This window comes from [Pseudopropionibacterium] massiliense (assembly GCF_900607225.1).
GTDB classification, from domain to species: domain Bacteria; phylum Actinomycetota; class Actinomycetes; order Propionibacteriales; family Propionibacteriaceae; genus Arachnia; species Arachnia massiliensis.
Genome location: NZ_LR027842.1, coordinates 3060580 through 3083950 on the forward strand (window position 1 = coordinate 3060580; position 23371 = coordinate 3083950).

Annotated in this window: 23 protein-coding genes and 2 pseudogenes; 14 read left to right on the top strand and 11 right to left on the bottom strand. The window is 62.8% G+C overall.

Features of this window, described 5'->3' with window-relative positions; translation table 11 throughout:
- Positions 1 to 8: 8 nt before the first annotated feature.
- From E0E39_RS13700 to E0E39_RS13720, 5 genes are all read left to right on the top strand, one after another.
- On the top strand, positions 9 to 875 hold the full coding sequence (locus E0E39_RS13700) for a sugar phosphate isomerase/epimerase family protein (protein WP_130875250.1): 867 nt from the start codon (positions 9 to 11) through the stop codon (positions 873 to 875).
- Positions 876 to 1095: 220 nt separating this feature from the next.
- A complete protein-coding gene (locus E0E39_RS13705) occupies positions 1096 to 2697 on the top strand; it encodes a Na+/H+ antiporter (RefSeq protein ID WP_130875251.1) in 1602 nt (533 codons plus the stop codon).
- 188 nt (positions 2698 to 2885) lie between these two features.
- Positions 2886 to 3857, top strand: coding sequence for a sugar ABC transporter substrate-binding protein (locus E0E39_RS13710; RefSeq protein ID WP_165444809.1), 972 nt, complete (start codon positions 2886 to 2888; stop codon positions 3855 to 3857).
- Between the two features lie 46 nt (positions 3858 to 3903).
- The gene (locus tag E0E39_RS13715) at positions 3904 to 5427 is read left to right on the top strand and encodes a sugar ABC transporter ATP-binding protein (protein ID WP_130875253.1); all 1524 of its coding nucleotides are present in this window, start codon (positions 3904 to 3906) and stop codon (positions 5425 to 5427) included.
- Complete coding sequence (locus tag E0E39_RS13720) at positions 5420 to 6400, top strand: ABC transporter permease (RefSeq protein WP_130875254.1); 981 nt, start codon at positions 5420 to 5422, stop codon at positions 6398 to 6400. Before E0E39_RS13715 ends, E0E39_RS13720 begins: the two co-directional genes overlap by 8 nt.
- Positions 6401 to 6479: 79 nt before the next feature.
- On the opposite strand, the gene E0E39_RS13725 is transcribed toward E0E39_RS13720, so the two are convergent.
- From E0E39_RS13725 to E0E39_RS13745, 5 genes are all read right to left on the bottom strand, one after another.
- Positions 6480 to 7031, bottom strand: coding sequence for a hypothetical protein (locus E0E39_RS13725; RefSeq protein WP_130875255.1), 552 nt, complete (start codon positions 7029 to 7031; stop codon positions 6480 to 6482).
- 59 nt (positions 7032 to 7090) lie between these two features.
- A complete protein-coding gene (locus tag E0E39_RS13730; RefSeq protein ID WP_130875256.1) occupies positions 7091 to 7381 on the bottom strand; it encodes a WXG100 family type VII secretion target in 291 nt (96 codons plus the stop codon).
- A 92-nt stretch (positions 7382 to 7473) separates the two neighbouring features.
- A complete protein-coding gene (locus E0E39_RS13735; protein ID WP_130875257.1) occupies positions 7474 to 7953 on the bottom strand; it encodes a hypothetical protein in 480 nt (159 codons plus the stop codon).
- On the bottom strand, positions 7950 to 8858 hold the full coding sequence (locus tag E0E39_RS13740; RefSeq protein WP_130875258.1) for a hypothetical protein: 909 nt from the start codon (positions 8856 to 8858) through the stop codon (positions 7950 to 7952). The genes E0E39_RS13735 and E0E39_RS13740 overlap by 4 nt, the downstream gene beginning before the upstream one ends.
- A gap of 15 nt (positions 8859 to 8873) precedes the next feature.
- On the bottom strand, positions 8874 to 9161 hold the full coding sequence (locus E0E39_RS13745; RefSeq protein WP_130875259.1) for a hypothetical protein: 288 nt from the start codon (positions 9159 to 9161) through the stop codon (positions 8874 to 8876).
- A gap of 270 nt (positions 9162 to 9431) precedes the next feature.
- Between E0E39_RS13745 and E0E39_RS13750 the strand changes: the two genes are divergently transcribed.
- The 4 genes from E0E39_RS13750 to E0E39_RS13765 are packed head-to-tail and all read left to right on the top strand — an operon-like array spanning position 9432 to position 12724.
- Positions 9432 to 10049, top strand: a complete 618-nt coding sequence (locus tag E0E39_RS13750; RefSeq protein ID WP_130875260.1) for a hypothetical protein — start codon at positions 9432 to 9434, stop codon at positions 10047 to 10049.
- A 4-nt stretch (positions 10050 to 10053) separates the two neighbouring features.
- Positions 10054 to 10776, top strand: coding sequence for a hypothetical protein (locus E0E39_RS13755; protein WP_130875261.1), 723 nt, complete (start codon positions 10054 to 10056; stop codon positions 10774 to 10776).
- Positions 10773 to 11555, top strand: a complete 783-nt coding sequence (locus E0E39_RS13760; RefSeq protein WP_130875262.1) for a hypothetical protein — start codon at positions 10773 to 10775, stop codon at positions 11553 to 11555. The genes E0E39_RS13755 and E0E39_RS13760 overlap by 4 nt, the downstream gene beginning before the upstream one ends.
- 32 nt (positions 11556 to 11587) lie before the next feature.
- Positions 11588 to 12724, top strand: a complete 1137-nt coding sequence (locus E0E39_RS13765; RefSeq protein ID WP_130875263.1) for a S8 family peptidase — start codon at positions 11588 to 11590, stop codon at positions 12722 to 12724.
- Positions 12725 to 12876: 152 nt separating this feature from the next.
- Here the strand turns inward: E0E39_RS13765 and E0E39_RS13770 are convergent, their stop codons facing one another.
- On the bottom strand, positions 12877 to 13404 hold the full coding sequence (locus E0E39_RS13770; RefSeq protein WP_130875264.1) for a hypothetical protein: 528 nt from the start codon (positions 13402 to 13404) through the stop codon (positions 12877 to 12879).
- A gap of 560 nt (positions 13405 to 13964) precedes the next feature.
- Here E0E39_RS13770 and E0E39_RS16645 point away from each other — a divergent pair.
- From E0E39_RS16645 to E0E39_RS13790, 4 genes are all read left to right on the top strand, one after another.
- Positions 13965 to 14096, top strand: coding sequence for a hypothetical protein (locus tag E0E39_RS16645; RefSeq protein ID WP_281275600.1), 132 nt, complete (start codon positions 13965 to 13967; stop codon positions 14094 to 14096).
- A 7-nt stretch (positions 14097 to 14103) separates the two neighbouring features.
- On the top strand, positions 14104 to 14349 hold the full coding sequence (locus E0E39_RS13775; RefSeq protein WP_130875265.1) for a hypothetical protein: 246 nt from the start codon (positions 14104 to 14106) through the stop codon (positions 14347 to 14349).
- 93 nt (positions 14350 to 14442) lie between these two features.
- The gene (locus E0E39_RS16180) at positions 14443 to 16500 is read left to right on the top strand and encodes a TNT domain-containing protein (protein WP_207302510.1); all 2058 of its coding nucleotides are present in this window, start codon (positions 14443 to 14445) and stop codon (positions 16498 to 16500) included.
- Positions 16484 to 17542, top strand: a complete 1059-nt coding sequence (locus E0E39_RS13790; RefSeq protein WP_130875266.1) for a hypothetical protein — start codon at positions 16484 to 16486, stop codon at positions 17540 to 17542. The genes E0E39_RS16180 and E0E39_RS13790 overlap by 17 nt, the downstream gene beginning before the upstream one ends.
- 49 nt (positions 17543 to 17591) lie before the next feature.
- On the opposite strand, the gene E0E39_RS13795 is transcribed toward E0E39_RS13790, so the two are convergent.
- From E0E39_RS13795 to E0E39_RS16835, 4 genes and pseudogenes are all read right to left on the bottom strand, one after another.
- Positions 17592 to 18098, bottom strand: a complete 507-nt coding sequence (locus E0E39_RS13795; RefSeq protein ID WP_130875267.1) for an Imm61 family immunity protein — start codon at positions 18096 to 18098, stop codon at positions 17592 to 17594.
- Positions 18098 to 19069 (bottom strand): glycohydrolase toxin TNT-related protein, encoded by a 972-nt coding sequence (locus E0E39_RS13800; protein WP_165444810.1) that lies wholly within the window; start codon positions 19067 to 19069, stop codon positions 18098 to 18100. Before E0E39_RS13800 ends, E0E39_RS13795 begins: the two co-directional genes overlap by 1 nt.
- Before the next feature lie 95 nt (positions 19070 to 19164).
- Positions 19165 to 20139, bottom strand: coding sequence for an IS630 family transposase (locus E0E39_RS13805; protein ID WP_130873696.1), 975 nt, complete (start codon positions 20137 to 20139; stop codon positions 19165 to 19167).
- A 616-nt stretch (positions 20140 to 20755) separates the two neighbouring features.
- Positions 20756 to 21193 (bottom strand): annotated as a pseudogene (locus tag E0E39_RS16835) (hypothetical protein); the annotation flags it as partial.
- Between the two features lie 201 nt (positions 21194 to 21394).
- On the opposite strand from E0E39_RS16835, the pseudogene E0E39_RS16650 reads away from it, so the two are divergent.
- A pseudogene (locus E0E39_RS16650) lies at positions 21395 to 22697 on the top strand (ISL3 family transposase).
- On the opposite strand, the gene E0E39_RS13815 reads toward E0E39_RS16650, so the two are convergent.
- A complete protein-coding gene (locus E0E39_RS13815; protein ID WP_207302511.1) occupies positions 22686 to 23144 on the bottom strand; it encodes a transposase family protein in 459 nt (152 codons plus the stop codon). The pseudogene E0E39_RS16650 and the gene E0E39_RS13815 sit on opposite strands and share 12 nt — an antisense overlap.
- Positions 23145 to 23371: the final 227 nt, after the last annotated feature.

Genomic DNA, 23371 nt, shown 5'->3' on the forward strand with positions numbered 1-23371 from the left:
GAACCCCCATGGTGAAAATCCTGCTGGATCCGTCGATGTACCATCCCCACCTCAGCGTCGCCGAGGAATGCTTCAAGGCCGCCGATCTCGGCTACGAGTACATCGAGCTGTCGCCGCGTGCCGACTTCCACGAGTGGCACCACTATCCCAAGGTCGATGACGCGGAGGTCGCGAAGGTCAAGAAGGCCATGACCGCCTCCGGCGTGAAGATCTGGACCTTCAACCCGGTGTTCAACTGGTCGTCACCCGACGAGCAGGAACGCCAGGCCCAGGTGCGCAACTTCCGTCGTCTCTTGGAGATCGCCGAAGAGCTGGAGGTGCCGCTGATCGCCACCGAGTTCTCGGGCGACCCGAACGAGCCCCTCAAGTCCGAGCACCAGTTCTACAGGTCCATCGAGGAGCTGATCCCGGACTTCGAGAAACGCGGCATCGAGTGCACCATCGAGGCCCACCCCTACGATTTCGTCGAGACCAACGACCGGGCCGTGCAGATCGTGCGCGGGGTGAACAAGCCGTGGCTGAACTACGAGTTCTGCCTGCCGCACATGTTCCACCTGTCCGAGGGGCGGGGGGATCCGCGGGCGATGATGGAGTACGCCGGCCCGAGGCTGCGGCACGTGCACGTCGCGGACGTGTGGAACCATCTCGCGAACGTCGGGAACCGCTACATCATCAACCCTCCCGGCGTGGACGCCCGCGTCCACCAGCACAACGAGATCGGCAACGGCGAGGTGCCGTGGGACGAGGTCTTCGGATACCTCCGGGAGATCGACTACGACGGCCCGCTGTCGGTGTGCGTCTTCGGCTGGGAGGAGGACGCCGACGCCATCCACGTGCGGATGCGCGAACGCCTGGAGAAGGAGTTCGCGAAGTAGCCCAGGCCCTCCCCACAAGCCGGTTGAGCCGGACCGCGACGAAGGAGCAGTCCGAGTCGAAACCACCGACCACCCTCGCCCTGGTTTCGACACGGCCCACTCGCTGCCGCTCGCAGGCCGGCTCAACCGGCTTTGCGCTTTGGGAACATGAGGGATAATTCAACCGGCCCGGCTCCAACCGCCGGGCGATTTACCGAGGGAATCCAGGAAAGGGTGACGCATGGAGGGTCTCATCATCGCGGTCGGAGTCGGGATTGCGGTGGTGGCGGGCAATGCCCTGGCCCCCAAACTGCGTCTTCCGGTGCCGTTGACGCAGGTCCTCCTCGGGTTCGCACTGGCCTTCGTGCCCGGCATGGAGAGCCTCCACATGCCCCCCGAGGTGGTGCTGCTGCTGTTCCTCCCGGGCCTGCTGTTCTGGGAGAGCCTCACCACCTCGAAGAACGCCATCCGGCACGACCTGCGCGGCATCCTGATCACCTCGACGGTGTTCGTGGTGGCCACCGCCTTCGCCGTGGCGTGGATCGCGTCATCGCTGGGAATCCCGTGGGAGGCGTCCCTGATCCTGGGTGCCGCCGTCGCCCCGCCCGACGCCACCGCCGCGGCTGCCCTGGCCAAGGGCCTGCCGCGCCGCCAGTTCATGCTGTTGAAGGCCGAGAGTCTCACCAACGACGGCACCGCCCTGGTGGTCTACACCATCGCCGTCGGCCTGGCGCTCGGCGGACAGTACACCCCGTGGGACATCACGCGCATGGCCGTGGTCTCGTTCTTCGGTGGGATCCTCATCGGGATCGCCGTCGCCGCGGTCGCCTACCCGGCTTTTCGTCGCCTCCACGAACCCATCACCATCAACATGGCCCTCCTGGTCACCCCGTACGCCGCCTACCTGGCCGCGGAACTGGTGCACGCCTCCGGGGTGCTGGCGGCGGTGGTGGCGGGCCTGATCATCTCGACGCTGTCGAACCAGCTCAGCACCCCCGAGTCGCGGACCCAGGCGGAGCATTTCTGGCCGCTGGCCACCAGCTTGCTCAACGGCGCCCTGTTCCTGCTGATCGGCATCGAGACGCGCCTGCTGGTAGTCAACTTCCGTTTCTCCGAACTCCTGACGCTGGCGGGCATCGCGGTCGGCGTGGCCGTGACCCTGGTGGTCTCCCGTTTCGTGTTCCTGCAGATCACGGTGATGATCATCCGCGCCCTCGACCGCCGGCCTGAACAGCGGCAACGGCGCCTGAGCTACCGGGCCCGGGTCGTCAGCGCGATCTCGGCTTTCCGCGGCGGGGTTTCCCTGGCGATCGCGCTGTCGATCCCCCTGGCCATGAAAGACGGTTCACCGTTCCCCTATCGCGACGAGGTGGTTCTCGTCGCCGCCCTCGCGATCGTGATCGGGATGGCGGTGCAGGGTCCGCTGCTGCCCAAGGTGATCGCGTGGGCCGCGAAGGGCGGTCACACCGGCGACGACGAAGAGGCCGAGCTGACCGAGGAACAGCTCGCCACCGAGGGACGTCTCGCAATCCTGGAGGCCGTTCGCCCTGAACTGCCCGCCCTCGCAGAACAGGCGGGGGTTGCCCCGCGAATCGCCGAGGCCATGGAGGAACGCCTCGACGACATCGCCGCCCACATCGGCGCCGACGATGACGAGGAGGAGGACGTGGCGGAGATCGTCGCCCTCGAACGCCTCCACGTGGCGGTGCTCGCCCGGAAACGGGAACTGCTGGGCCAGTTCGTCCGGGAACGCAGAATCAGCGATGAGACCGCCCGGATCCTGCGGGCCCGCATGGACCTGGAGGAGATCCACCGCAACGGCGGCTACCTTCCGTACGAGTGACCCCCGAGACGGTTGAAGCGTCTCACACTTCGGCATCCGGTCATTTGTATTGACATTCCGCGCCTTTTTGCGACAGGATCAACTCGTCGCAGGGAGGCGACTTCCAGGTCCTGTTCGGGGACACCGACACGAGGAAGTGAGAAGTAATGAAGCGAGTACCGAGATTCGCCGTTCTCACGCTCAGCGCGATGCTTGCGCTGAGCGGGTGTGGCATGACCAGCGACCCGTTGCCGGGCACCACGGGTGAGGACGGCCAGCCCGTGGCCGTCACCACGCAGGACTACGCTCCCGCCGAGGTCGTCAAACCGAAGGACGGCAAAAAGGTGAAGATCGGCGCCTCCTTCCCGTTGCTGGACCAGTTCCTCCAGAACGTCGCCAACTCCATCAAGGCGCGGGGCGAGGCCGCCGGTGCCGAGGTCAGCGTCACCTCCGCCGAGGAGAAGATCGAGGTCCAGCTCAACCAGATCGAGAACTTCATCGCCTCGGGCGTCGACGCCCTCATCGTCCTGCCCCAGGACACCGCCACCACCGCCCAGATCACCCAGAAGGCCAAGGCGGCGAACATCCCGCTGGTCTACGTGAACCGCCGCCCCGCGGACCTGCCCAAGGGCGTGCCCTACGTCGGCTCCGATTCCCTGGTGGCGGGCCAACTCGAGATGGAGCAGCTGGCGAAGTTGTCGAACTACCAGGGCAACGTCGCCATCCTGCAGGGCGATCCCACCCAGGAGGCCGCCCAGCTGCGCACCAAGGGCTGCGAGGAGGTCGCCGCGAAGCACAACATGAAGGTCGTGTTCAACCAGACCGGCCTCTGGGCGCGCGACAAGGGGCTCGCACTGGCCGAGAACCTGATCCAGTCCGGGCAGCAGGTCGACGTCATCTGCGCCAACAACGACGAGATGGCCCTCGGCGCCATCAACGCCTTCGAGAACGCCGGCATGCTCGACAAGGTGCTCGTGGGTGGCGTGGATGCCACCGGCGACGCACTGACCGCCATGGCCGCGGGCAAACTCGAGGTCACCGTCTTCCAGGACGCCAAGGGCCAGGGACAGGCGGGGGTCGACACCGCGATCAGGATGATCAACGGCGACGAGGTGCCGGACGTCATCAACGTCCCCTACCAGCTGGTCACACCCGAGAACATGAGCCAGTTCCAGCAGTGACGACGCAGGGGCCGGGGGATCCCGTCCCCTCTAGCAGGGAGAACCAATGCAAGAGGTAATTCTGCGGATGCAGGACATCCGCAAGACCTTCCCGGGCGTCGTGGCGTTGGACAACGTCAATCTCGACGTCCGCAGCGGCACCGTGCACTCGCTGATGGGCGAGAACGGGGCCGGCAAATCCACTCTCATGAAGTGCCTGATCGGCATGTACACCCCCGATGAGGGAACCGTCGAGCTGGCGGGCGACATCGTGAGGTTCAAGGACACCAAGGACGGCCTGGAGCACGGCATCTCGATGATCCACCAGGAGCTGTCCCCCGTGCCCGAGATGATGGTGGCGGAGAACATCTGGCTGGGCCGCGAGCCGCGCGGCACGTTGGGGCTGCTCAGCCCCGCCGCCATGTTCCGCAAGACCCGGGAGCTCTTCGACGAGTGGAAGATCGACATCGACCCGAGGGCCCGGATGAAGGACCTGACGGTGTCGAAGCAGCAGATGGTCGAGATCGCCAAGGCCATCAGCTACGACGCGAAGATCATCATCATGGACGAACCCACCTCGGCCATTCCGGAACGTGAGGTGGCGCACCTGCACGGGATGATCAAGCGCCTGACCGATTTCGGCGTCGCCATCATCTACATCACCCACAAGATGGATGAGGTCTTCAGGATCTCCGACGACATCACCGTCTTCCGCGACGGCAAGCACGTCGGCTCCTACCCGGCGAAGGAACTCGACCGCGACAAGCTCATCAAACTGATGGTGGGCCGCGAGTTGACGGACCTGTTCCCGAAGGAGGAGGCCGAGATCGGCGAGGTGGTGCTCTCGGTGAAGGGTCTCAACCGGGGCACCCTGGTCAAGGATGTCAGCTTCGAGCTGCGGCGCGGCGAGATCCTCGGGCTCGCGGGGCTGATGGGCGCGGGCCGCACCGAGGTGCTGGAGACCATCTTCGGCATCGAGAAGGCCGATTCCGGTGAGGTCGTCCTGAACGGCAAGGCGCTGAGGATCAGGCAGCCCTCGGACGCCATCCGGGCGGGCATGGCGCTGCTGACGGAGGATCGCAAGCTGAACGGGATCATGGGGGTGCTGTCGGTGCGCGACAACATCACGGCCGCGGCCCTGCCCCGCTACAGCCCCCACGGTTTCCTCCACGTCGGCGAGATGCGGAAGGATTCCGAGGAGCAGCGCGAGAAGCTGCGCATCAAGACCCCGTCGTTGAACCAGCTGATCAAGAACCTCTCGGGCGGCAATCAGCAGAAGGCGCTGATCTCCCGCTGGCTGCTGACGGTCCCGGACGTGCTGATGATCGACGAACCCACCCGCGGCATCGACGTGGGCGCGAAGTCCGAGATTCACCGTCTCATGTCCATGCTGGCCCAGGAGGGCAAGGCAATCATCATGGTCTCCTCCGAGCTGCCAGAGGTGCTCGGCATGAGTGACCGCATCCTCGTGATGCACGAGGGACGCATCTCCGGTGAGCTTTCCCGTGAGGAGGCAAACCAGGAGTCCGTCATGCACCTGGCAACCGGCGGCGACGAGGTCGCCGCGAGTGAAGGAAACCCCAATGTCTGAAACCGCAACCACCACCCGTTCGAGCTTCGATTTCGGGGAGTTCCTGAAGAAGTACTCGATCGTGTTCATCCTGCTCGGATTCGTGATCCTGCTCGGCATCATCACCGAGGGCCGGTTCCTGCAGCTGCAGAACCTCCTCAACGTCGTCGTGCAGGTGGCTCCCATCGGCATCATCGGCCTCGGCATGATGGCGGCGATCATCACCAAGGGCATCGACCTGTCGGTCGGCGCCACGGCCGCCCTCGCGGCCGTCGTCGCCGCGTCCCTGGCCCAGCCCCCGGGCCCCAGCACCTTCATCCCGGGGCTGCCCGCCCTGCCGATCTTCGTGTCCGTGCTGGCGGCACTGGCGGTGGGCACGCTGGTCGGCGCCATCGTCGGCAGCCTGGTGGCGGTCTTCCGGATTCCACCGTTCGTCGCCACCCTCGGCATGATGACCGCCGCCCGCGGCGCCGCGAACCTGTACACCGACGGCCGCCCGATCTCCGGGACCGCGTGGAACTTCAACCTCATCGGGCAGGGGGTCACACCCATCATCATCCTGGCGCTCGCCGCCGTCGTGATGTGGTTCGTGCTGAACCGGACCCGTTTCGGACGCCACGTCTACGCCATCGGCGGCAACGAGATGGCCGCGAAGGTCTCCGGGATCTCGGTGCCGAAGACCCACCTCAAGATCTACGCCCTGATCGGCCTGCTGGCCGGCCTGGCGGGCGTGATCCTGACCGCCCGCACCGGTTCCGGCGCCCCGGCCTACGGCAACATGATGGAGCTCGACGTCATCACCGCCACCGTCATCGGCGGCACCTCCTTCAACGGCGGCATCGGCACCGTCTGGGGTGTCATGGTCGGTACCCTCATCATCGGCGTCATCAACAACGGCCTCAGCTTGATGAACGTCTCGCCGTACTGGCAGATGGTGGTCAAGGGCGGGATCATCGTCATCGCCATCATCATCGACGAGCGCAAGAACAGGTAGCACCCGGGCCTGGTCTCGCACCGTCATATCCGCCGAGGGGTTGTGCCGCGCATGTGCGGCACAACCCCTCGCCACACCGTCAGAAACCTTTTCTCGCGGTCTTCCTCAGCCGCTTGGCCTGCTTCTCCACCAGGACGCGGGTGTTCCGGTTGAGGGGGCACGCCTGTTCCAGATCCTTGGGCTTGACCGCGTGCATCTGCTCCACCCTGTGGCCCTGGGCTTCCAGGGCCTTCACGACGGCCTCCAGGGCCTTCTCGGCGAAGAGGGTCTTGTTGGTGGTCTCGGAGCGTTGTTCGATGGAGATGATGAAGTCGGTGAGAGCTGGCTCGAGGGAGCGAGCAGCCAGGATGACGCGCTGCTCCCCCATGTGCTCCCGGATGCCCGGAATCAGGTTGAAATCCTCCGGAAGCAGATCGGTCCAGTTCGGTTTCCACGCAGCCTTCTCACCCCGGCCCATGACGTGCACCAGCCACGGGGAGTCGTCGGGCAGGGCGGGTTGCCACTGGATCTTCGCGTCCCGGTACCGGGCTCCCCACTTCAGGCCGCCCAGGGTCGCCCGGGTGAACTCCACCAGAGGAACCGGGTCAATTCCCCGAACGGCCATCCGCGCGGTCGGGGTGGCATCGAGCATCCCCCATATCCTGAACCGGTCAGCCATTCTCGAGAACTCCTCTTCGTCGTGAAACGGTTTCAGAACGGCCAGAAGGCCGCGGCGTCCTGATCCGCCGTGGTGTACATGTCGTCGATCTCGGAAATGATCTTCGCGAGTTCCTTCAGATAACCGACCTGGGTGCGCATGTCCTCCTCCCACTTCTGATGCCAGCCGGATGCGCTGTCCGAGGCCTCGCCTGTCCACTCCCCCTGCAGGGCACCCATGTCCGTCTGCATGTGGGACAACGTCGAGTCGATGTCGCCCGCGGATTTCTGGAGGTCGCCGGCAAGGGTGTGGAGCACACCGTCGTCAACTTTCAGGTCCACCATGGTCGTTCTCTCTTCCTGCTCGGTTGTGGGGTCGTCCGGCTGACCGCGCGGATCCTCGCGGACGGCATCTCGCGAGACAATTTTTGGTCGGTTCAGAACCGGTGAGGATGTTCGCCCCGCGCTTCCTCCAGCATGGACAGGACGTGGTCGGCCTGGGCCTGTCTCGCAGCGCGAATCCGGGTGAGGGGGTTCTCCGCGTCATCTTCTTCGGCTTCCTTGGCCCACTGGTCGTGGAGGCGTCCCAGATTCGTGTTGGCCCGGTCGCGCAGCTTCTGGGCCTCGGGGGAGGGATCCTCGCCCGTGAACACATCGATCAGGGTGGTTTTTCCATCGTCGATCCGTTTCTGGATCTTCTGCCATTCCGGGCCGAGCTCTCCCGAGCGCGCCTTTTCGGCGCGTTCTTCGTCGGCCTCTTTGCCGGCGTCCTCCCGGGCCTGCTCCCGGCGGGCGTCTTCCTCGTCCGAGCGTTCGAGTTCGTCCATGACGTCGTGCAGTTCGTCGAACATCGACGCGAGTTCGGGGAACTGCTTGGCGGCGACCCGGAAGTCCTCCTCCATCTCCTTGTCCTTCATGCGCGGGCCACCGCCCCTCGTCCCAGCGCCTCGACAACATCAGCTGCTTGGCGGTAGGTGTCGATGATGGTGGCTTTCGCCGCAATGATCCTCGAGATGAAGTTGTAGATCCGGCCGATCCATTTGTAGGCCCACATGAAATCGTCGTAGATCTCCTGGACGGTGCTCGCCATCTCGAACACGGCAATCGCCCACCCCACCGCCGGTACGGCTGCTTCCGCAGCAATGCGTGCCAGTTTGTACGATATTTTCTTCAGCTTCTCGCCTATTTTCTTCGAGATCGTCTTGACGAGGTAGGCGAATCCTTTCAGCACCGTGGAGATGGTGCCGGCGACCCCGGAGATGGCGTTGTCGACGTAGGCCATGGCGGCAGTGGCCAAGGTGAACGCCTCGGAGCCCTTGCCGGTCCACTCCGCCAGCCCGGGGAGGATCCCCGTGGTGTTCTTGGAGATCGCTCCCATGGCATCACCAGCGACCTTCCAGGCACCCGACGCGCACTGCACCCGGTTCCAGTCCCCTGCGAAGGGCTTGTAGACGATTTCGTTGAGCAGTGAGAACCCGAAGAGTTTCTCGAACACCCAGTCCAGGGAGCCCAGAATCAGACCTGCGCTCCACCGCAGGTTCTCCAGCTCGCTGAACGAACCGGTGGGCGTCACCAGGTAGGACTGAACGTCATCCTCCTCGGCGACGCTGGCGCTGGATCCGAGCATTCTGCCCACCCGTTCGGGAGCGCCCTCAATGACGTCGTTCCTGACCGTGTCACCGGCCCGGTAGCCGTCCTCGTAGGCGCGCTGGAAGAGGTTCGGGTTTCCCGCCCGGTAGTAGGGACCGGCATCGTCCCGCGCCGCCCCCAGGGATGGCGGATTGTCCCGGGGATCCTGGTAGGAGGGAAGGTGGTGTCCCATCGTGGCGGCCAGCCCCTAGAGGAGTTCGTGGGCCTGCTTGTCGGCGTCAAGGTAGGTGTTGATGACCCCGTCCAGACTGCTCGCTCCCTGCGAGTAGATCTTCTGCACGGTCTCCAGCACCGTGTCCCCGACGTCCACGAGGATGTCATTGGCGGGTTTGAAAACCTGGAGGATCATTCCCAGATCGCTGGATTCCAGCCTGGCCCAGGTTCCCAGGTGGTCCTTCATGGCCGGAAGGTGGTCGTTAGCCTGGCGGTCCAGCACCTGTCGTGCGAGTTCCAGGTTGTGGTAGTCGACTTGCATGGGCGGCTCCGGTCTCATGGGCTGCTTCGGGCGCAATTTTGGCGCCAACGACGATGCATCACTCTACCCGCGCGACCGGCAGGTGGGGGTGGGTTACACCATCCAAGAAAGCCCCTCCGTCATCCTGCCCTCGTGATCGGCTGCCGGGGGTTCGAGACCTCGTCGCTGGTCCCAATAAGGCCTTGGTGTGCAGGGCTCACCGCTTCAGCACGACCCGTCTAGCACCTATGATGTACGAGACCTCAAATTTCATCCCTGCAGGAGCATCAGATGTCGCATCCCACGTATGGGGGAACTGGCAGCACCCCCTCTGCCGAAGAATCGAACAGCACCGCCTCTGCGCCCCAGACGGCCCAGCCGATCGGCAACGGCACCGCCGCCCCGCCCGCGGGGGCCTATTCCGCCACCTCGGCCCCAGCCGGTGAAGCGGGAAGCGATGGGTACGGCGCGGGTGGCGACGGGTACAGCTACGACAAGAATCAGACGGATCAGACCGAGAAGACGATGCGGGACGAGGCGAGTCCCGCCAACTACGATCTCGCCAAGCAGTTCGAACGCATGCACGACGCCCAGACCGAGAGCAAGTGGGGCGTCGAAATGGCCGCCGTCGGCTACAGGAAGAGCTACCAGGCCAACCTGCTCGTCATGAGCGACGAGTTCAAGACGTTGGGGGAGCGCATCGACAAGTTCGTCGAGGCCCTCCAGGACACCGTCAAGGCCATGGAGAACGACGAGCAGGATGCCGAAGCCATCCAGGCGAACCTGCAGACAAAGCTCCAGGCGGCAGCGATGCCTTCCACCACCACGACCGGATCGGGCCCCTATTCCTACAACGCGCCCACGGCTTCCCTCCCCCCGATCAACACCTCCACGTCCCAGGAAGGCTGACACCATGTCAGGAAACGTCTGCACGGCTTCAGACAGCCCCTACTACGACAGACTGCGAAATGTCTCGGAGCTGATCAGCTTCTTCGATGGCATATTCGACACCATAAACCAGCGTCAAGTGGAACTCGCCCTCGAGAAGGCGCGAACTTTGGTGACGAATGTCAAGAAGAATCCCGGCCTGACCGGAAAGGTCGGGGAGATGATCGACAAGCAGCTCGGAAGCTACCTGAGCGCCTACGATCTGCACGAGAAGAACATCAAGCACCTGAAGGAAAGCCATGAGGCCGCCCGCAAGGCCATAGCCGATGCGGGGGAGACCTTCCGCAATCTCTCGCCGGAGCTGCTCTCCCCCTTGGAATCGGGCATCAAGAACATCACCGAGAAGGTGGAGTGGGCGGGCGTTCTCATGCCCGTGGACAAGTACCTCGAGGGAGTCTCCCAGCAGAACAACCTGAAACGCGAGGAACTCTCCCGAAAAGCCCTGGACACCATGGCAGACGCTCTGCAAAACAATTCCCCGGACATCAAACGTTACACGGAAGATTCGCCCCATACACCTGATCCGACCGGTGGCAACGGCTCCAATCCCGGAAGCGGTAGCACACCTGGAAGCGGTAGCACACCTGGAAGCGGCAGCATCCCCGGAGGTGGCGGCGGCGCAGGTAGGCAGATTCCGGAGGCGGGGGCGCTGGTGGGGGCAGCATTCCCGGCGGCGGAGCGGGTGTGATTTCCGGAATCGGGGCGGGAGGAGCCGGTGCTGCCGCCGCGGCGAAGTACGCCTCCGGCCTGCACTCGGGTGCCGATGGCATCATGCGCACCACATCTCCCTCCGCTTCCGGCGGGGTGGGGTCCTTCAAGGACGCCCAGTGGCCCCAGGACGCGCTCAAGTACCCCATCAACTCCCGCATGACTGCAGACGGCCCGGTGGGCGGCTACCTGCCCGCGGATGTGGGCAACGCCAATGATCCCCGGTGGCGTTCCGACTACTCGCATCCCGCCATCGGGTCAGTGGGTGAGCCCAAGGCCGGAATCGCGGGTGGAATGCTCACGCCAGGCATCGGCGCCCTCGCAGGCGGCGGTGCCGGAGCCCTGGCCGCCCGCGGCATGGGCGCCCTCGGCGCCGGTGGAATCGGCGGCATCGGCGGTGTCGGCAGCATCGGAGGTATCGGGGGTGTCGGCGGAATCGGTGGTGTCGGCGGCACGGGGGCTGGCGGCACGGCCGGCGGCCTGGCGGGAACGACCGCCGCAAACGCGGCCCGTGCGGGAGCCGCGGGTGGAGCCGCATCCGGTGCCGCGGCCCGCGGTGGCGCCGGGATGGGTGCCTTCGGCGCCGGCGGTGGCGCGGGGAGCGGCAAGGACAACAAGAAGTCCCGCAACCTGGTGGGTTACCAGGTGGTGCGCATCGACGACGACGAGGACGCCACGCCCGTGGATTCCTCTCACTTCGGCGCGGGCGACGCCTCCTCCCTGCAGCCCTTGGACACCAAGGAACAGGACAAGTGGTGACCATCCGCAGGAAAATCCTGCGGCGGGCGGGAGTGCTGGCGGCCCTGGTGTCGCTGGCGCTCCCCCCGTCAGGGGTTCCCACCGCGGTGGCCGACGATGCGATCACCCATCAGGACTACGCCGACATGCTGGGCCTCAAGGACCTTCACGCCAAGGGCTACACCGGCAAGGGTGTGACCATCGCCTACGTGGAGGACAAACCCGATCTGAGCACACCCGAGCTCCAGGGGGCGAACATCGAGGTGCGCGAGGCCTGTCCCTTCCAATCAGTCCCCGAAACCATCTCCCACTCGACCACGGTCGCCTCAATTCTGGCGAACAAAGACTGGGGATGGGCTCCCGAAGCCAAGATCATCAACTACAGGGTTCCAACCGAGGGCACCAAAGAAATCCCCGAAGAAAACTGCAAGAGCAGGCTGAGTGAGAGCAACAAGGTGTATGCGCAGATCAATCGGGCTCTCAGCGACGGGGTGGACATCATCAGCCTGTCTATAGCTTCCCCCATAGAAGAAAGCATTGCACCGGCAATCGCTCGGGCCGCACAGATGGGAGTCCCCGTCATTGCTGGCGCCGACAACACCGTCGGGGATACGAACCGGAGTTTCGGCAATCTCAACACGGTGGCAGCGGTTGGCTACACCAATCTAGAAGGAAAGCGGGCCGAAACTTCCTCCCGCGGGAAACATGTGACCATCATGGCTCCTGGCGAGGGTATCGCCGAACGCATACCGGACTCCAGCGGCAATCTGACGAAGCTTGGCAAAGGCGCAGGGACGTCTTACTCCACCCCCATGGTTGCCGGCTTGTTGGCATTGGGAAAGCAGAAATGGCCCAACGCAAGTGGAAACCAGCTGCTTCGCTCCCTCATCAACACCGCCAACAACAACGGGCAGGGATGGAATGAAGAGTACGGGTGGGGACTGATCGATCCGGTAAAGTTCCTCACCGAGGATCCGACCTCCTTGGAGGACACCAACCCCCTGTGGGAGAAAATACCCGGCGCCCTGCCCAATCAGCAGACGCTAGCGGACTACCAAGATGGCCTGACAGATCCCGTCACCCTCATAGGCGACAGCTCCTACGTGTATCGTGGAGTGGATGACACCATTGTCACCAACTACCCCGACATCTCCGAATACGCCACCTCTCCCCGCTACCACAAGAAGTAGCGCGTCCTGCGAATAATTGATGGGTGCGACCCCGGCGGTCGCACCCATCTTTTATTTCGTCCAGACCAAGTCGATCAGTAAGCGTATGAACGAAGAAACCCCGGAGCGATAGTCAGTGGTCCCCGTCCCGGTCGGGACCACCATCGGTCGAATCACCCCACCACGATGAGCGTGCGCGTCACTGGGGCTCCATTGTCCTTTTCCGCGTTCGCCAAGGTCAGTACGTAGACCTTTCCCGTGGCGACAGGAGAGGATTCACCCGTGGCCACGGTCCACGCCGACCAGTGGGTGCAGTCCTGCGACGTGCACAGGTCAAGGGTGCCGTCCTGGAATCGCCAGTTCGTCGCCTTCGACATGTAGAGCAGGGTCTCGGACGGCCCGGTGACCGTACCGTCGGAGTTCAGCCGGAAGGGTTTGTCCTTCAGTTCCTCGTACCGATCCTGCAATACCAGGTCCCTGTCGAGGAACTCCTTGACGAGACCATCGGCCTCTCCCGCCGCCCCGTTGCCCGCTCCCCCTTGCGACGCGGGTGCCGATGGTCCGCCCGAGGAGCAGGCCGACAGGGACAGGCTCAGCACAACCGCTGAAGCTGCCGCAGCCAGGCCACGTACGATCCTGCCCAGGTTCATCACTGCCTCCAACACTGCGTACTCGTCGGGGACCGCCACGGCAACGCGCACGCGCGGCCTTTCTGGTGTGGAGTCTAGCCACCGAACAGGTCCTCGGAGCCGACATTCGGCAACTTCGCGAGGAACCACCAGATTTCCAGACCCCGTCCGGCAGCCCCGACGGGGCTTCACCACACGCTGCCGCGCCCCATCCCGCGTGCCTGAAGAAATTCTGTGGACCTGCCCCACCCGCCTCTGCGGACCACCTATAATCATCCGTGGAGCTTGTCTCGAGCATTGTGCTCTCGGATGGGTGTTTTGTTGATTGTTGTATGTTTTTGGGAGGGTGTGTGGTGGATGGGCTTCAGGTTTCTCCTGAGGGTTTACGTTCCCACGCCGGCCATTTAGGGCAGGTCAGCGACGCGGTAGAACAAGCCCTCGACGCGGCTGGACAAGCGAGTATCTCCGATGGCTGCCTGGGAATGATGATCGGCCCCTTAATCACACCACCATTACTCCTAGTCGAAGAACTAGCCAGATTAGCGATCTCGTCTTCCGGAAACACGGTAGAAAGACTGGCCACCCAAGTCCAGGAAGTCGCAGCAGACTTCGAAGCCTCCGAAACCGGCACCATGCACGATTTCCGCAACACCGACATCCCCACCCACACCACCTACGCCTCCCCCACCACCGCCATACCATCTACTACAGGCGGTGCGGGTCGCGGCTACAGCGCAGGCCTGGCAGCCCGGATGGGCGGGTGATCACAGGATGCCGGAAACAAACCCCCTGGTCGCCGAACGCAAAGACACCACCACCCCCCTGGCAGGCACCTTCCTCCTCGAAGACGGTGAAGCCCTCGTCCAAGCCATCAACAACAAAGACTGGGTAGCAGGCGGCCTCGCCGTGGTCGGCGGAGCCTTCGACGCCGCCGCAGCCGCCTCCGACCCCATCGGCACCCTCATCGCCATGGGACTCGGCTGGGTCCTCGACCACGTCCAACCCTTCACCACCTAGCTCGAACAACTCACCGGCGACGCCGACCAGGTCACAGCCCACGCCACCACCTGGAAAAACGTCCAACAACACCTCCACGCCACCGCTGAGGCCATGACCTCGACCGTCCAAACGGACCTGGCCGACATGACAGGAACCACCATCACCGCCTACCGTGGCGCAGCCGGCGACATCACACGCGTCATCAACGCAGCCGGCACCTGGGCCGGCGCCATCGGCACCGCCCTCGAGGTCACCGCCTTCATCGTCCAATTCGTCCACGACTTCGTCCGCGACGCCATCAGCGAAGTCGTCGGCTCCATCCTCTCCTACGCCGCAGAACTCATCGCCACCGTCGGCCTGGCCTGGCCCATCGTCGCCGAACAAATCGCCACCCGCATCGCATCCCTCATCGGCCAAGTCGGCCGCAACGTCAAAAACCTCGTCACCAGCGCCCGCAACCTCGTCAAGAAACTCGGCGACCTCAAAACACTATTCCACACCCTCAAAAACAAACTCGACGACCTCTTCCACAACCTCGGCCACCACACAAACAACCTCAGCGACACCAGCCGTGCAGCCGGTGACGCAGGTCACACGGCCGGCAATGGGGGCGCCGGTTCCGGTGGCGGCACAGGAACCACCAACCCAACCAGCGGCACAAACACCACAGGAACCACCGGTGGCGCGACCTCAACCAGTGGCGGCGCCACCCTCACGGGCAGCGGCGCCGATTACTCCAAAGGAACCCCCCACCCCTCAGACGGAAAAACCAACAACACCGCCTCCGCCGGTGTGACATCAAACTCTTCCGTAGGAGCCACTTCCCCCGAAGGACCTTCCGCTCATTCCAGCGAAAACCTCGGCAGCTCAAGCCTCGGGGGCGGCAACAGCACCCACCACCCTGCCGGAGACGCCAACACACACCTCGCCGACAACAACGTCACATCCCCACACGGCAGTTCCTCTCACACAAACAGCGGCACAGGACACACCAACCCAACCAGCGGAGGAGCAAACACCCCCACCCACGCTGACGGCTCACACGCCACAATGACCGCCGACAGCGCACCCCCAACCAACAACAACACCCCCCACACAGGCAACACCACAACCCCAGACGGAACCCCCGGACACACCACCGGAGAACCCAACACCCCCAAACGCGCCCTCGACGACGACCCCACCACACACCCAACCGACCCCGTCACAATAGAACCCCGCCACGCCGAAGAACCCCCACAAACCAGCAGCGGCGGCGGAGATGACGGCAACAACCACGGCGGCGGCGGCGGAGACGACCACAACAACCACGGCGGCGGCGGCGGAGACGACCACAACAACCACGGCGGCGGCGGCGGAGACGACCACAACAACCACAACAACGACGGAGGAGACGACCACAACAACCACAACAACGACGGAGGAGACGACCACAACAACCACAACAACGACGGAGGAGACGACCACAACAACCACAACAACGACGGAGGAGACGACCACAACAACCACGGCGATGACGGCACAGACACCGAGCTGGACAGGCTCCGGAACCAGCCCCCGGAAACCATCGATGACGCCCTGAAGGTAATTCGGGAACCACGACCTTACGACGGCCCCAATGCGGATGTCGGAAAGGTCATGGATGACAGCACCGGGTTGGTTGACAACCCCAAGGAGATTTTCGGCACCACGGACGGGAAACCCAATTCATACAACGACTGGGCCAACGAGTACCTCGACGAACAGGGAAGCCCCAAGTGGCCAGATCCGGAAGAGCTTCCCGTCGAGAACGGGCTGGACAAGACAAAAGGTATCGAAAGATACGACAACATCGATGATTACATATCAGAACATGGCACCAGGGTTGATCGCGTGGGAGGGCCTTTTGGCTCTTACCTCGGCGGAATCGACGATGGCCGAGTGGCCACCTTCGAGGAACGTGCCATTTCCCCAGAATCAGTGAAGCAGTCGTACTATCAGTACGAGCTCACGGGCGAGTTGCCCGAAGGACACAGGATAGACAGGGGTATCGTCTATCCTTGGCACGGAACTGCAGGAGGAGCATCGCAGGTTCAGATTTTCGGCCCCTCCGGGAGAGCCCTGAGTGTCAACGAACTACTGGACGCAGGAATTCTGAAGGGGGCCACCGATTTTGTCGGACTGCCTTGAACGACTCATCACCACCCTCACCGACATGGGCATGGGCGTCCATGACCGAGACGGCATTCTGCTCTTCAGCCGGGAACAGAACGTCCGCGGCGTCATGTTCTGGAACACCGACGGCCTGTGGCACATCGGATACCGGGACATGCGGGACGAAACCCCCACCGCCACGCTGAGCACCCCGCACCGGGACGTGGCCCTGCGCTGGCTGATCTGCCGCATCGCCAACAGATATCGCGAGAAACAGGAATGGCCCTACCTGCTTCCCCTGCGAAACATCCCCGGATTCGCGAACGGCTGGACAGCCGAGCAAACCTCAGAACAAACCATCACCACCACCATCAAAGCCACCGGGCGTCTCGTCCGACCCGACGGCACCCCGGTCGAGATGGACATGACCACCACCTTCCCCCACACCCCGGAACTCGCGGCCCTCTCCCACCTCATGCACCTGGCCCCCGACCAGGTCCTGGACGCCTACCTCACCCCCGACGGCGGCCCCCTGAACCACCTCCTCGAACATGGGGACCCCGTCGCCACCATGGGGCAGGATTTCCAACACATTCTCCGAGTCCGGGGCGGCCGCACCTCACCCCGCGAGGACGGTTTCATCCTCCCAAACACATACTCTGACTGGGTTCCACATTTCTGGATCGAGGATGGCTGCTGGCGCTTTGGACACACCGAGCGCGGCGAGAAGAGATCAGCAGAGATACTGAGCACCGACCGCGACATAGTGCTGCGCTGGATAGCCCTCGAACTACTAAATATCGTACGCTTCAACAAAGGATGGCCAAGCATCCTCATCTACAAAACCAACCCAACCCTCCTACCCGGATGGCAGGTCCAAAAACTATACGACGACTACGGGCGCCTCATCAGCCCAGACAACATCCACCTACCAATGGTCATGCGCACAGTCTTCCCCCGTCACGAAAAACTCAACACACTCTCACACCTCATGCCCCTCACCCTCACACAAGAAATCAACAGTCTCCTGACAGAAGACGGCGGACACCTGCACTCCATGCTCGAGCCAAATCCCTGAGGGGTTGTACAGCGCGCACACCGCGCGACCCTCCAGAATGACGTGACGATCACCACGATACGAATGAACTGAGACACGGGGCACCGTCGGATGTCCTGTATGATTCCAAAACTTCATCATAAGACGACCGCATCAGGTAGGAATACTCCACGAGGTGCCGGCACTGTGGAAAGATAGCCCTCACCTCTGCAGGAATTCGTTCGCCTTCCAAAATCAGACATCCCGTCAGCAAGGTCAGCTGACCAACTTGCCATTCGGGCCCCAAAGTCTCAATAGTATTAGGCAGATTAATAGCTGGGAGTTCCAGCGCAGCCCGGGCGTCGATCGCGATCCGGCTTGCTGCCCATTTGTATGTGAGCTGATCGTACGGACTCCACATGGTCGGGACACGTTCCCGACCTCGCTCGCTGTACCCATAGAACCACTCATCATCCGTGCGCCACAAATGATGCGCATAAAGCCCGCCGTTCCAACTCATGGAATGCCCGTCGGGAGTGTCTGCCACCTCTGCACCGGCTTCTGATGCGTAAGATACTAGCTCATCCATGATTGACATCAGGAATCTCCTTCCAGAATGTGCAGGTCAATACACTCTTCAGCTGTCAACAGGATCTCGCCGACTTGAAAGAGCACTTGACGAGCACCGCCCGGTTGGCCGAACCACGGAGCAATGATGCCACTGACCAAGGTCACATACGGCGGTAGATCCAGCAGACGGTACCGATAGTAGGGTTCTTTCACCGCGCTCGGAGGAAGTGACCGTTGCTCGAAGGAGTAGGGTTTAGGACCAGGCACTGCGCAGAAATAGCTGCCACGGGGATCGCCCACTCGGTCGAGACGATCCCCATACTGAGCAACATAGTCCAACACGCTCTGGTTACTGCGTTTCGGCCAAGAATCGACGACCTCGCGCAGCAGGCCGCCATCTTCGGCCAAGAAAGAATCAACCACCTGCTCCAAGTCCAGGTTCATCAGATGCGACAACACATCCAAGGCATTGACCCAGTAAGCGTGCAGGATAACCTCGGTCGCATCGCCTCCGGGCCCTATCAAAATTCCGTGTCGATCGCCCAGCTGCTGCTGACTCCAGCCGGGCGCCATCACCGGCTTCCAGTATCCCGCCATAATCTGCGGCCAGCCGCGGCTGCGACGCACACCGTTCAACCATTCATAGGCAATCCAACGGAGCACCAGATCGCGGTCGACGCTGACGAGATCCACGGTACGTTCCTCACCGCGTTCGGTGTGACCAAAACACCAGCAGCCATCCTCTATCCAGACGTGCAACACCATGCCCGGCACCGACCAGTGAAAACCATCCTCGTCCGCAACCACCCGGAAATCAACGGCTGCGACCATCCGTCGAAAACCTTCTCCCATAACCGCCACCGGGTTCTCTGACTCCACCAAGGACTCCAGAGCGCCACCCTCCGGGGCGAGATAGGAATCCAGCACTTGGTCGGGACTCAAGTCCATGAGATGCGACAGGGCCGCCAATTCGACAGCTGACGGGAATGCGGTACGCATCTGCCCCTCCACCGACACCCCGTCAGGCCGAATCAGCTGACCCATCGCCCGGATGCCACGTTTCTCACTATAGCAGTCTTGAAACAGGATGTCGTTTATAGGCGGTACGGGAATTTCTTCTTTCGTATGTAGGTTTCGAATGCGTTTCGGGTGTCGGTGAAGTGGGGGCGTTGGGGGTTGCTGATGTGGGTTTTTGCTTCGCCCCAAACATGCTCGATGGGGTTGTGGTCAGGGCAGTAGGGTGGCAGCCACAGGAGGGTGATGTCTGCAAACCTGTTTCCTTTACCGAGGTGTTGTTTCAGTTCCCGGGATTTGTGCCATCCGGCGTTGTCCCACACGATCGTGATCTTCTGGCCGGGATGTTTGTCGACGAGTTGGGTGAGGGCATCGATGATGGTGTGACTGTTCTGCCAGTCCAGCGCTGTGAGTTCCACACTCCCGTCAGCCTGGTTGAGGAACCCGATGTAGGACTGGCAGCGGCGTTGCCGGTCCACTTCCAGCACGGTGGGTACCCCTCGGCGGCACCAGGCTCGTCGGGTGAGTGCTTCGTGTTCGATGCGCACCTCGTCAGCTGCGAACACGAGATACCCTTGCGCACGTGCGTGATCGACCAGGTCGCGGATCTGTTCCACACGGGCTGCCACGACCTCCTCGGCGGGGCGGCGCTGGTCCCGGGCGGCGGGCTGCTTGAACGACAGTCCAGCATGGTGGAGCAGCACCTGGTAGGAGGAGTCCGACGCGAGGACGACCTCGAACTCGGTGGCAATGTAGTCCTTCAACCTTGGCAGACTCCAGAACCCCACCGGCAGCCCGTCAGGGTCGGTGGGAGGGGTTTGCAGTACCCGCATCACCTCGTCATGCTGTGCTTGGGACAGTTTCGCTGCATTCCGGTTCCCGATGTGCCCGGTGTACAAGGAGGCCATCCGTTCATCACGCCATTCAGCGACCCAGCGCTGCAACGACCTCTCGGACTTCCCGACCACCCTGGAAACCTGTTCCACCGGGATCCCGACATGCAGCATCAACAGCCCCATCGCTCGTTTCCGCATCGACGGATACACAGCATTCACCTGATAATCCTGCAAAAGTTCTTCATATCCGGCAGCGAATCCTTCCACAACTCTTATTCAAGCGCTCCGGTAAAAATGATGCAACACGACATGCCGCCCCCGCAGCAAAATCTTGGGTAATACCCCAGAAAACACCAAACACAACGACATCTTGTTAAATGGGAGCTATATCCTCCGAAACGCGGCTCGCACTCCAACCTCTCGCGAACCCCGGCACCGCTCGCAGCGGCAACAACCATGGCCACCCCATCCGGTGCCGGTACTGATTCGCAACGCAACAGACCAACCACCGCAATGCCATGTCACGATCAGCGGTGGAAAAAGTTGCGACGGGCTTTTGATCCACCCAGTCCATATGATCTACACGCCACTTCCCGGCGCTCTCCCAGAAAACGACGGTGCGCGCGTTACTCTCACGCCCGATAAGCCGAGAGCCTCCGGCATCAAACACGGACACGCCTGCATTGTTGAGTACCGACACCAGCCGCTCGAAACAATCAGACACGTTCCCGCACCTCCTCCAGAAGACCCAACCCTGTCAGTTCCTCGACGCTGACCAGCTGATTGCTGGAGTCACGAAACAGCACCTGCTGGCCTCCCCCCGGGCTCCATGGGCGCAAACCACCTGGCCCGTCTCGATCCGCCAGCCGGATGACATCTCCCGTCCCGCCACACGATACCTGTGGTAAGGAAGCCTCGCAGCGTTCGGGCTAATGGAGTGTTCCGCGAAAGCCGCAGGGCGCAGACCGCTGACGACGAAGAGATATGCTCCACGCGGATCGCCGACTCGATCCAGTCGGACTCCAAATCTCTCCAAGTAGTCATCGACCCGCCAGAACGTCTCGACCGTACCAGAGTCCATGCCATCCCGCACGTTGCCGTCGCCCTCGTAGGGCCAGATTTCATCACCATTGGCGTTGCGACAGTCGGCGGTCCACTGGTTGTAGGAGCGGGGCTTACCATCTGCCCCGGCGCCGAAATGCCACCGCGGCTCGTCGATTAAACTGGCACTATCTTTCACCATCCCGTGCCACCTTTCTGCACCCGTGCTCATAAAAGTAGATTTAGTTGTACCAACTCTACGACCTCCACGCCCAGCAGAGCGACCAGACCCTCACACTGAAACTTATTCGGTTCTTCACAGAAGGCGGTGGGTGGTGGGGCTGGAGTTCGGACGGACCTGGTGACGTGAGGCGGGCCCTCGGGTTGGCAGGATGAGGGTGTCTACGCCACATCTGAAAACCCAAGGGCCCTTGTGCGAAACGCTACCCCACCCTGCCTCGATACGTTCTGCCGTCTGGACCGTCTCGGGCTGTCCGTGACCGCCCAGCGCGTCGAACCCGACCACACTGTGCTGCGCTGCCGCCCCACGACACCACCGCCTCCGTGTCCGGGCTGCGCCAGGCCGGGGGTCCGACACGATGCGGTGTTGCGCCGGTTGGCGCATGTGCCGCTCGGATGGAAACCGACGATCCTGGAGGTGGTGGTTCCTCGCTACCGGTGCTGGCCGTGTCGACGGATCTGGCGTCACAGCATCACGGCGGCGGCGCCGTCGAAGGGGAAGCTGTCGCGTGAGGCGATCATGTTGGCGGTCAAGTCGATCTTGGTCGATGCGGATGTCGATCGCCCGGGTCGCGGCCAACCTCGGCGTGGCATGGAACACCGCCTCGGATGCGATCCTGGCCGCCGGCGCCGAGCTGGTCGACAGCGCAGACCGGCTTGATGGTGTCACCACGATCGGGGTCGATGAGCACGTCTGGCGGCACACCCGAAACGGCGACAAGTACGTCACCGTCATCATCGCCCTGACCCCGACAAGGACCAGAACCGGCCCATCACGCCTTCTGGCCGTGGTCGAGGGCCACTCGAAGCAGGCGATCGATGTCCTGGCTCGAAGCCCAGACCAAGGCGTTCCGGAACCGGGTCGAGATCGTCGCGATGGACGGGTTCACCGGCTACAAGACCGCCGCGCTCGAAACGATCGACACCGTCACCACCGTGATGGATCCCTTTCATGTGGTGGCCCTGGTAGGGGACAAGCTCGACCGCTGCCGTCCAGCGCGTCCAGCAAGAGACGCTGGGGCATCGGGGGCGTTCCGGTGACCCGCTCTACGGCATCCGACACATCGCCCGGACCCGGGCCGGTGCTGTTGACCACCAAACAGCAGCACCGGCTCGCGAAGGTGTTCGCCGACCAGCGGCATGTCGCGTTCAAGGTCACCTGGAGCCTCTACCAGAGCGTGATCGAGGCCTACCAAGCCGACCAGCCAGCCGAAGGGAAGAAGATCATGACCCGGCTCATCACCAGCATCCAAAGCGGCGTCCCGGCCGGCCTCGAGGAGTTACGGTCACTGAGGCAGACGATGAAACACCACCGTGACGACATCCTGACGTTCTTCGACCATCCAAGCACGTCGAACGGCCCCACCGAGGCCGTGAATGGGTTACTCGAACACCTCCGCGGCACAGCCAAAGACTTCCGCAGCATCGTCAACTACACCGCCCGGTGCCTCCCCGACACGGGCGGATTCAAACCCCTGATCCACTCACTTCTGTGAAGAGCCGCTGATGGTTTTGAGATCCAGGCGAGCTGTCCGGTCAGGGTGCAGGCCACCTGCAGGTTCACCCCTGTGGTGTGGTATTTGCCTGAGTACAGCTCGGGACGGTCGTGCCACGACCAGCAGGACACCAAGGGTGCCGTCGATGATGTACTGACGGTCCCGGTCGAGGTCCCCCACACCGGGCACCCAGGCTTGGAGGGCCTCGGCGATCAAGGGGGTGTAGACCGCCACCACTCGTGAGATGGTGGCCTGGGAAACCGTGTGGATGTCGGCCAGCAACTCTTGGGTGAGATTGTGTCTGAGCGTCAACAAAGTGACCTGGATACAGCGGAACAACCCCAAGGTGCGGGACCCTGCTGCGGGAAGGTTTCCGGAACGGGAGGTGTGGATCAGTTCGCACAGGTTGAGGATCTGATTGCGGTCAAGGCTTGTGGTAGTGTTCACGGAAGCGGCTTGTCTTTCATCTGAGGTTTTTGTTTCTACACCTTGAATTGTCTCAGATTGGACAAGCCGCCCTCACATCCCCTCGGGACAAAGCGCTAGCTGAGGAAAACCAAAACACCCCTATGAATAAGCCTCATGGTTCGCATATAGAGGATTATTCACAGTTATCCTCACGATGTGTCTGACTAGAGTTTTCGCTGGTTGACCCACCGTCTGTGAATAGCCCT

What these genes read in the sequence shown, in the direction of transcription:
- E0E39_RS13700 (WP_130875250.1), top strand. Translation starts at nt 9, where the DNA reads ATGGTGAAAATCCTGCTGGATCCGTCGATGTACCATCCCCACCTCAGC.
- E0E39_RS13705 (WP_130875251.1), top strand. Translation starts at nt 1,096, where the DNA reads ATGGAGGGTCTCATCATCGCGGTCGGAGTCGGGATTGCGGTGGTGGCG.
- E0E39_RS13710 (WP_165444809.1), top strand. Translation starts at nt 2,886, where the DNA reads ATGCTTGCGCTGAGCGGGTGTGGCATGACCAGCGACCCGTTGCCGGGC.
- E0E39_RS13715 (WP_130875253.1), top strand. Translation starts at nt 3,904, where the DNA reads ATGCAAGAGGTAATTCTGCGGATGCAGGACATCCGCAAGACCTTCCCG.
- E0E39_RS13720 (WP_130875254.1), top strand. Translation starts at nt 5,420, where the DNA reads ATGTCTGAAACCGCAACCACCACCCGTTCGAGCTTCGATTTCGGGGAG.
- E0E39_RS13725 (WP_130875255.1), bottom strand. Translation starts at nt 7,031, where the DNA reads ATGCTCGATGCCACCCCGACCGCGCGGATGGCCGTTCGGGGAATTGAC.
- E0E39_RS13730 (WP_130875256.1), bottom strand. Translation starts at nt 7,381, where the DNA reads ATGGTGGACCTGAAAGTTGACGACGGTGTGCTCCACACCCTTGCCGGC.
- E0E39_RS13735 (WP_130875257.1), bottom strand. Translation starts at nt 7,953, where the DNA reads ATGAAGGACAAGGAGATGGAGGAGGACTTCCGGGTCGCCGCCAAGCAG.
- E0E39_RS13740 (WP_130875258.1), bottom strand. Translation starts at nt 8,858, where the DNA reads ATGGGACACCACCTTCCCTCCTACCAGGATCCCCGGGACAATCCGCCA.
- E0E39_RS13745 (WP_130875259.1), bottom strand. Translation starts at nt 9,161, where the DNA reads ATGCAAGTCGACTACCACAACCTGGAACTCGCACGACAGGTGCTGGAC.
- E0E39_RS13750 (WP_130875260.1), top strand. Translation starts at nt 9,432, where the DNA reads ATGTCGCATCCCACGTATGGGGGAACTGGCAGCACCCCCTCTGCCGAA.
- E0E39_RS13755 (WP_130875261.1), top strand. Translation starts at nt 10,054, where the DNA reads ATGTCAGGAAACGTCTGCACGGCTTCAGACAGCCCCTACTACGACAGA.
- E0E39_RS16645 (WP_281275600.1), top strand. Translation starts at nt 13,965, where the DNA reads ATGCACGATTTCCGCAACACCGACATCCCCACCCACACCACCTACGCC.
- E0E39_RS13775 (WP_130875265.1), top strand. Translation starts at nt 14,104, where the DNA reads ATGCCGGAAACAAACCCCCTGGTCGCCGAACGCAAAGACACCACCACC.
- E0E39_RS16180 (WP_207302510.1), top strand. Translation starts at nt 14,443, where the DNA reads ATGACCTCGACCGTCCAAACGGACCTGGCCGACATGACAGGAACCACC.
- E0E39_RS13795 (WP_130875267.1), bottom strand. Translation starts at nt 18,098, where the DNA reads ATGTCAATCATGGATGAGCTAGTATCTTACGCATCAGAAGCCGGTGCA.
- E0E39_RS13800 (WP_165444810.1), bottom strand. Translation starts at nt 19,069, where the DNA reads ATGCGTACCGCATTCCCGTCAGCTGTCGAATTGGCGGCCCTGTCGCAT.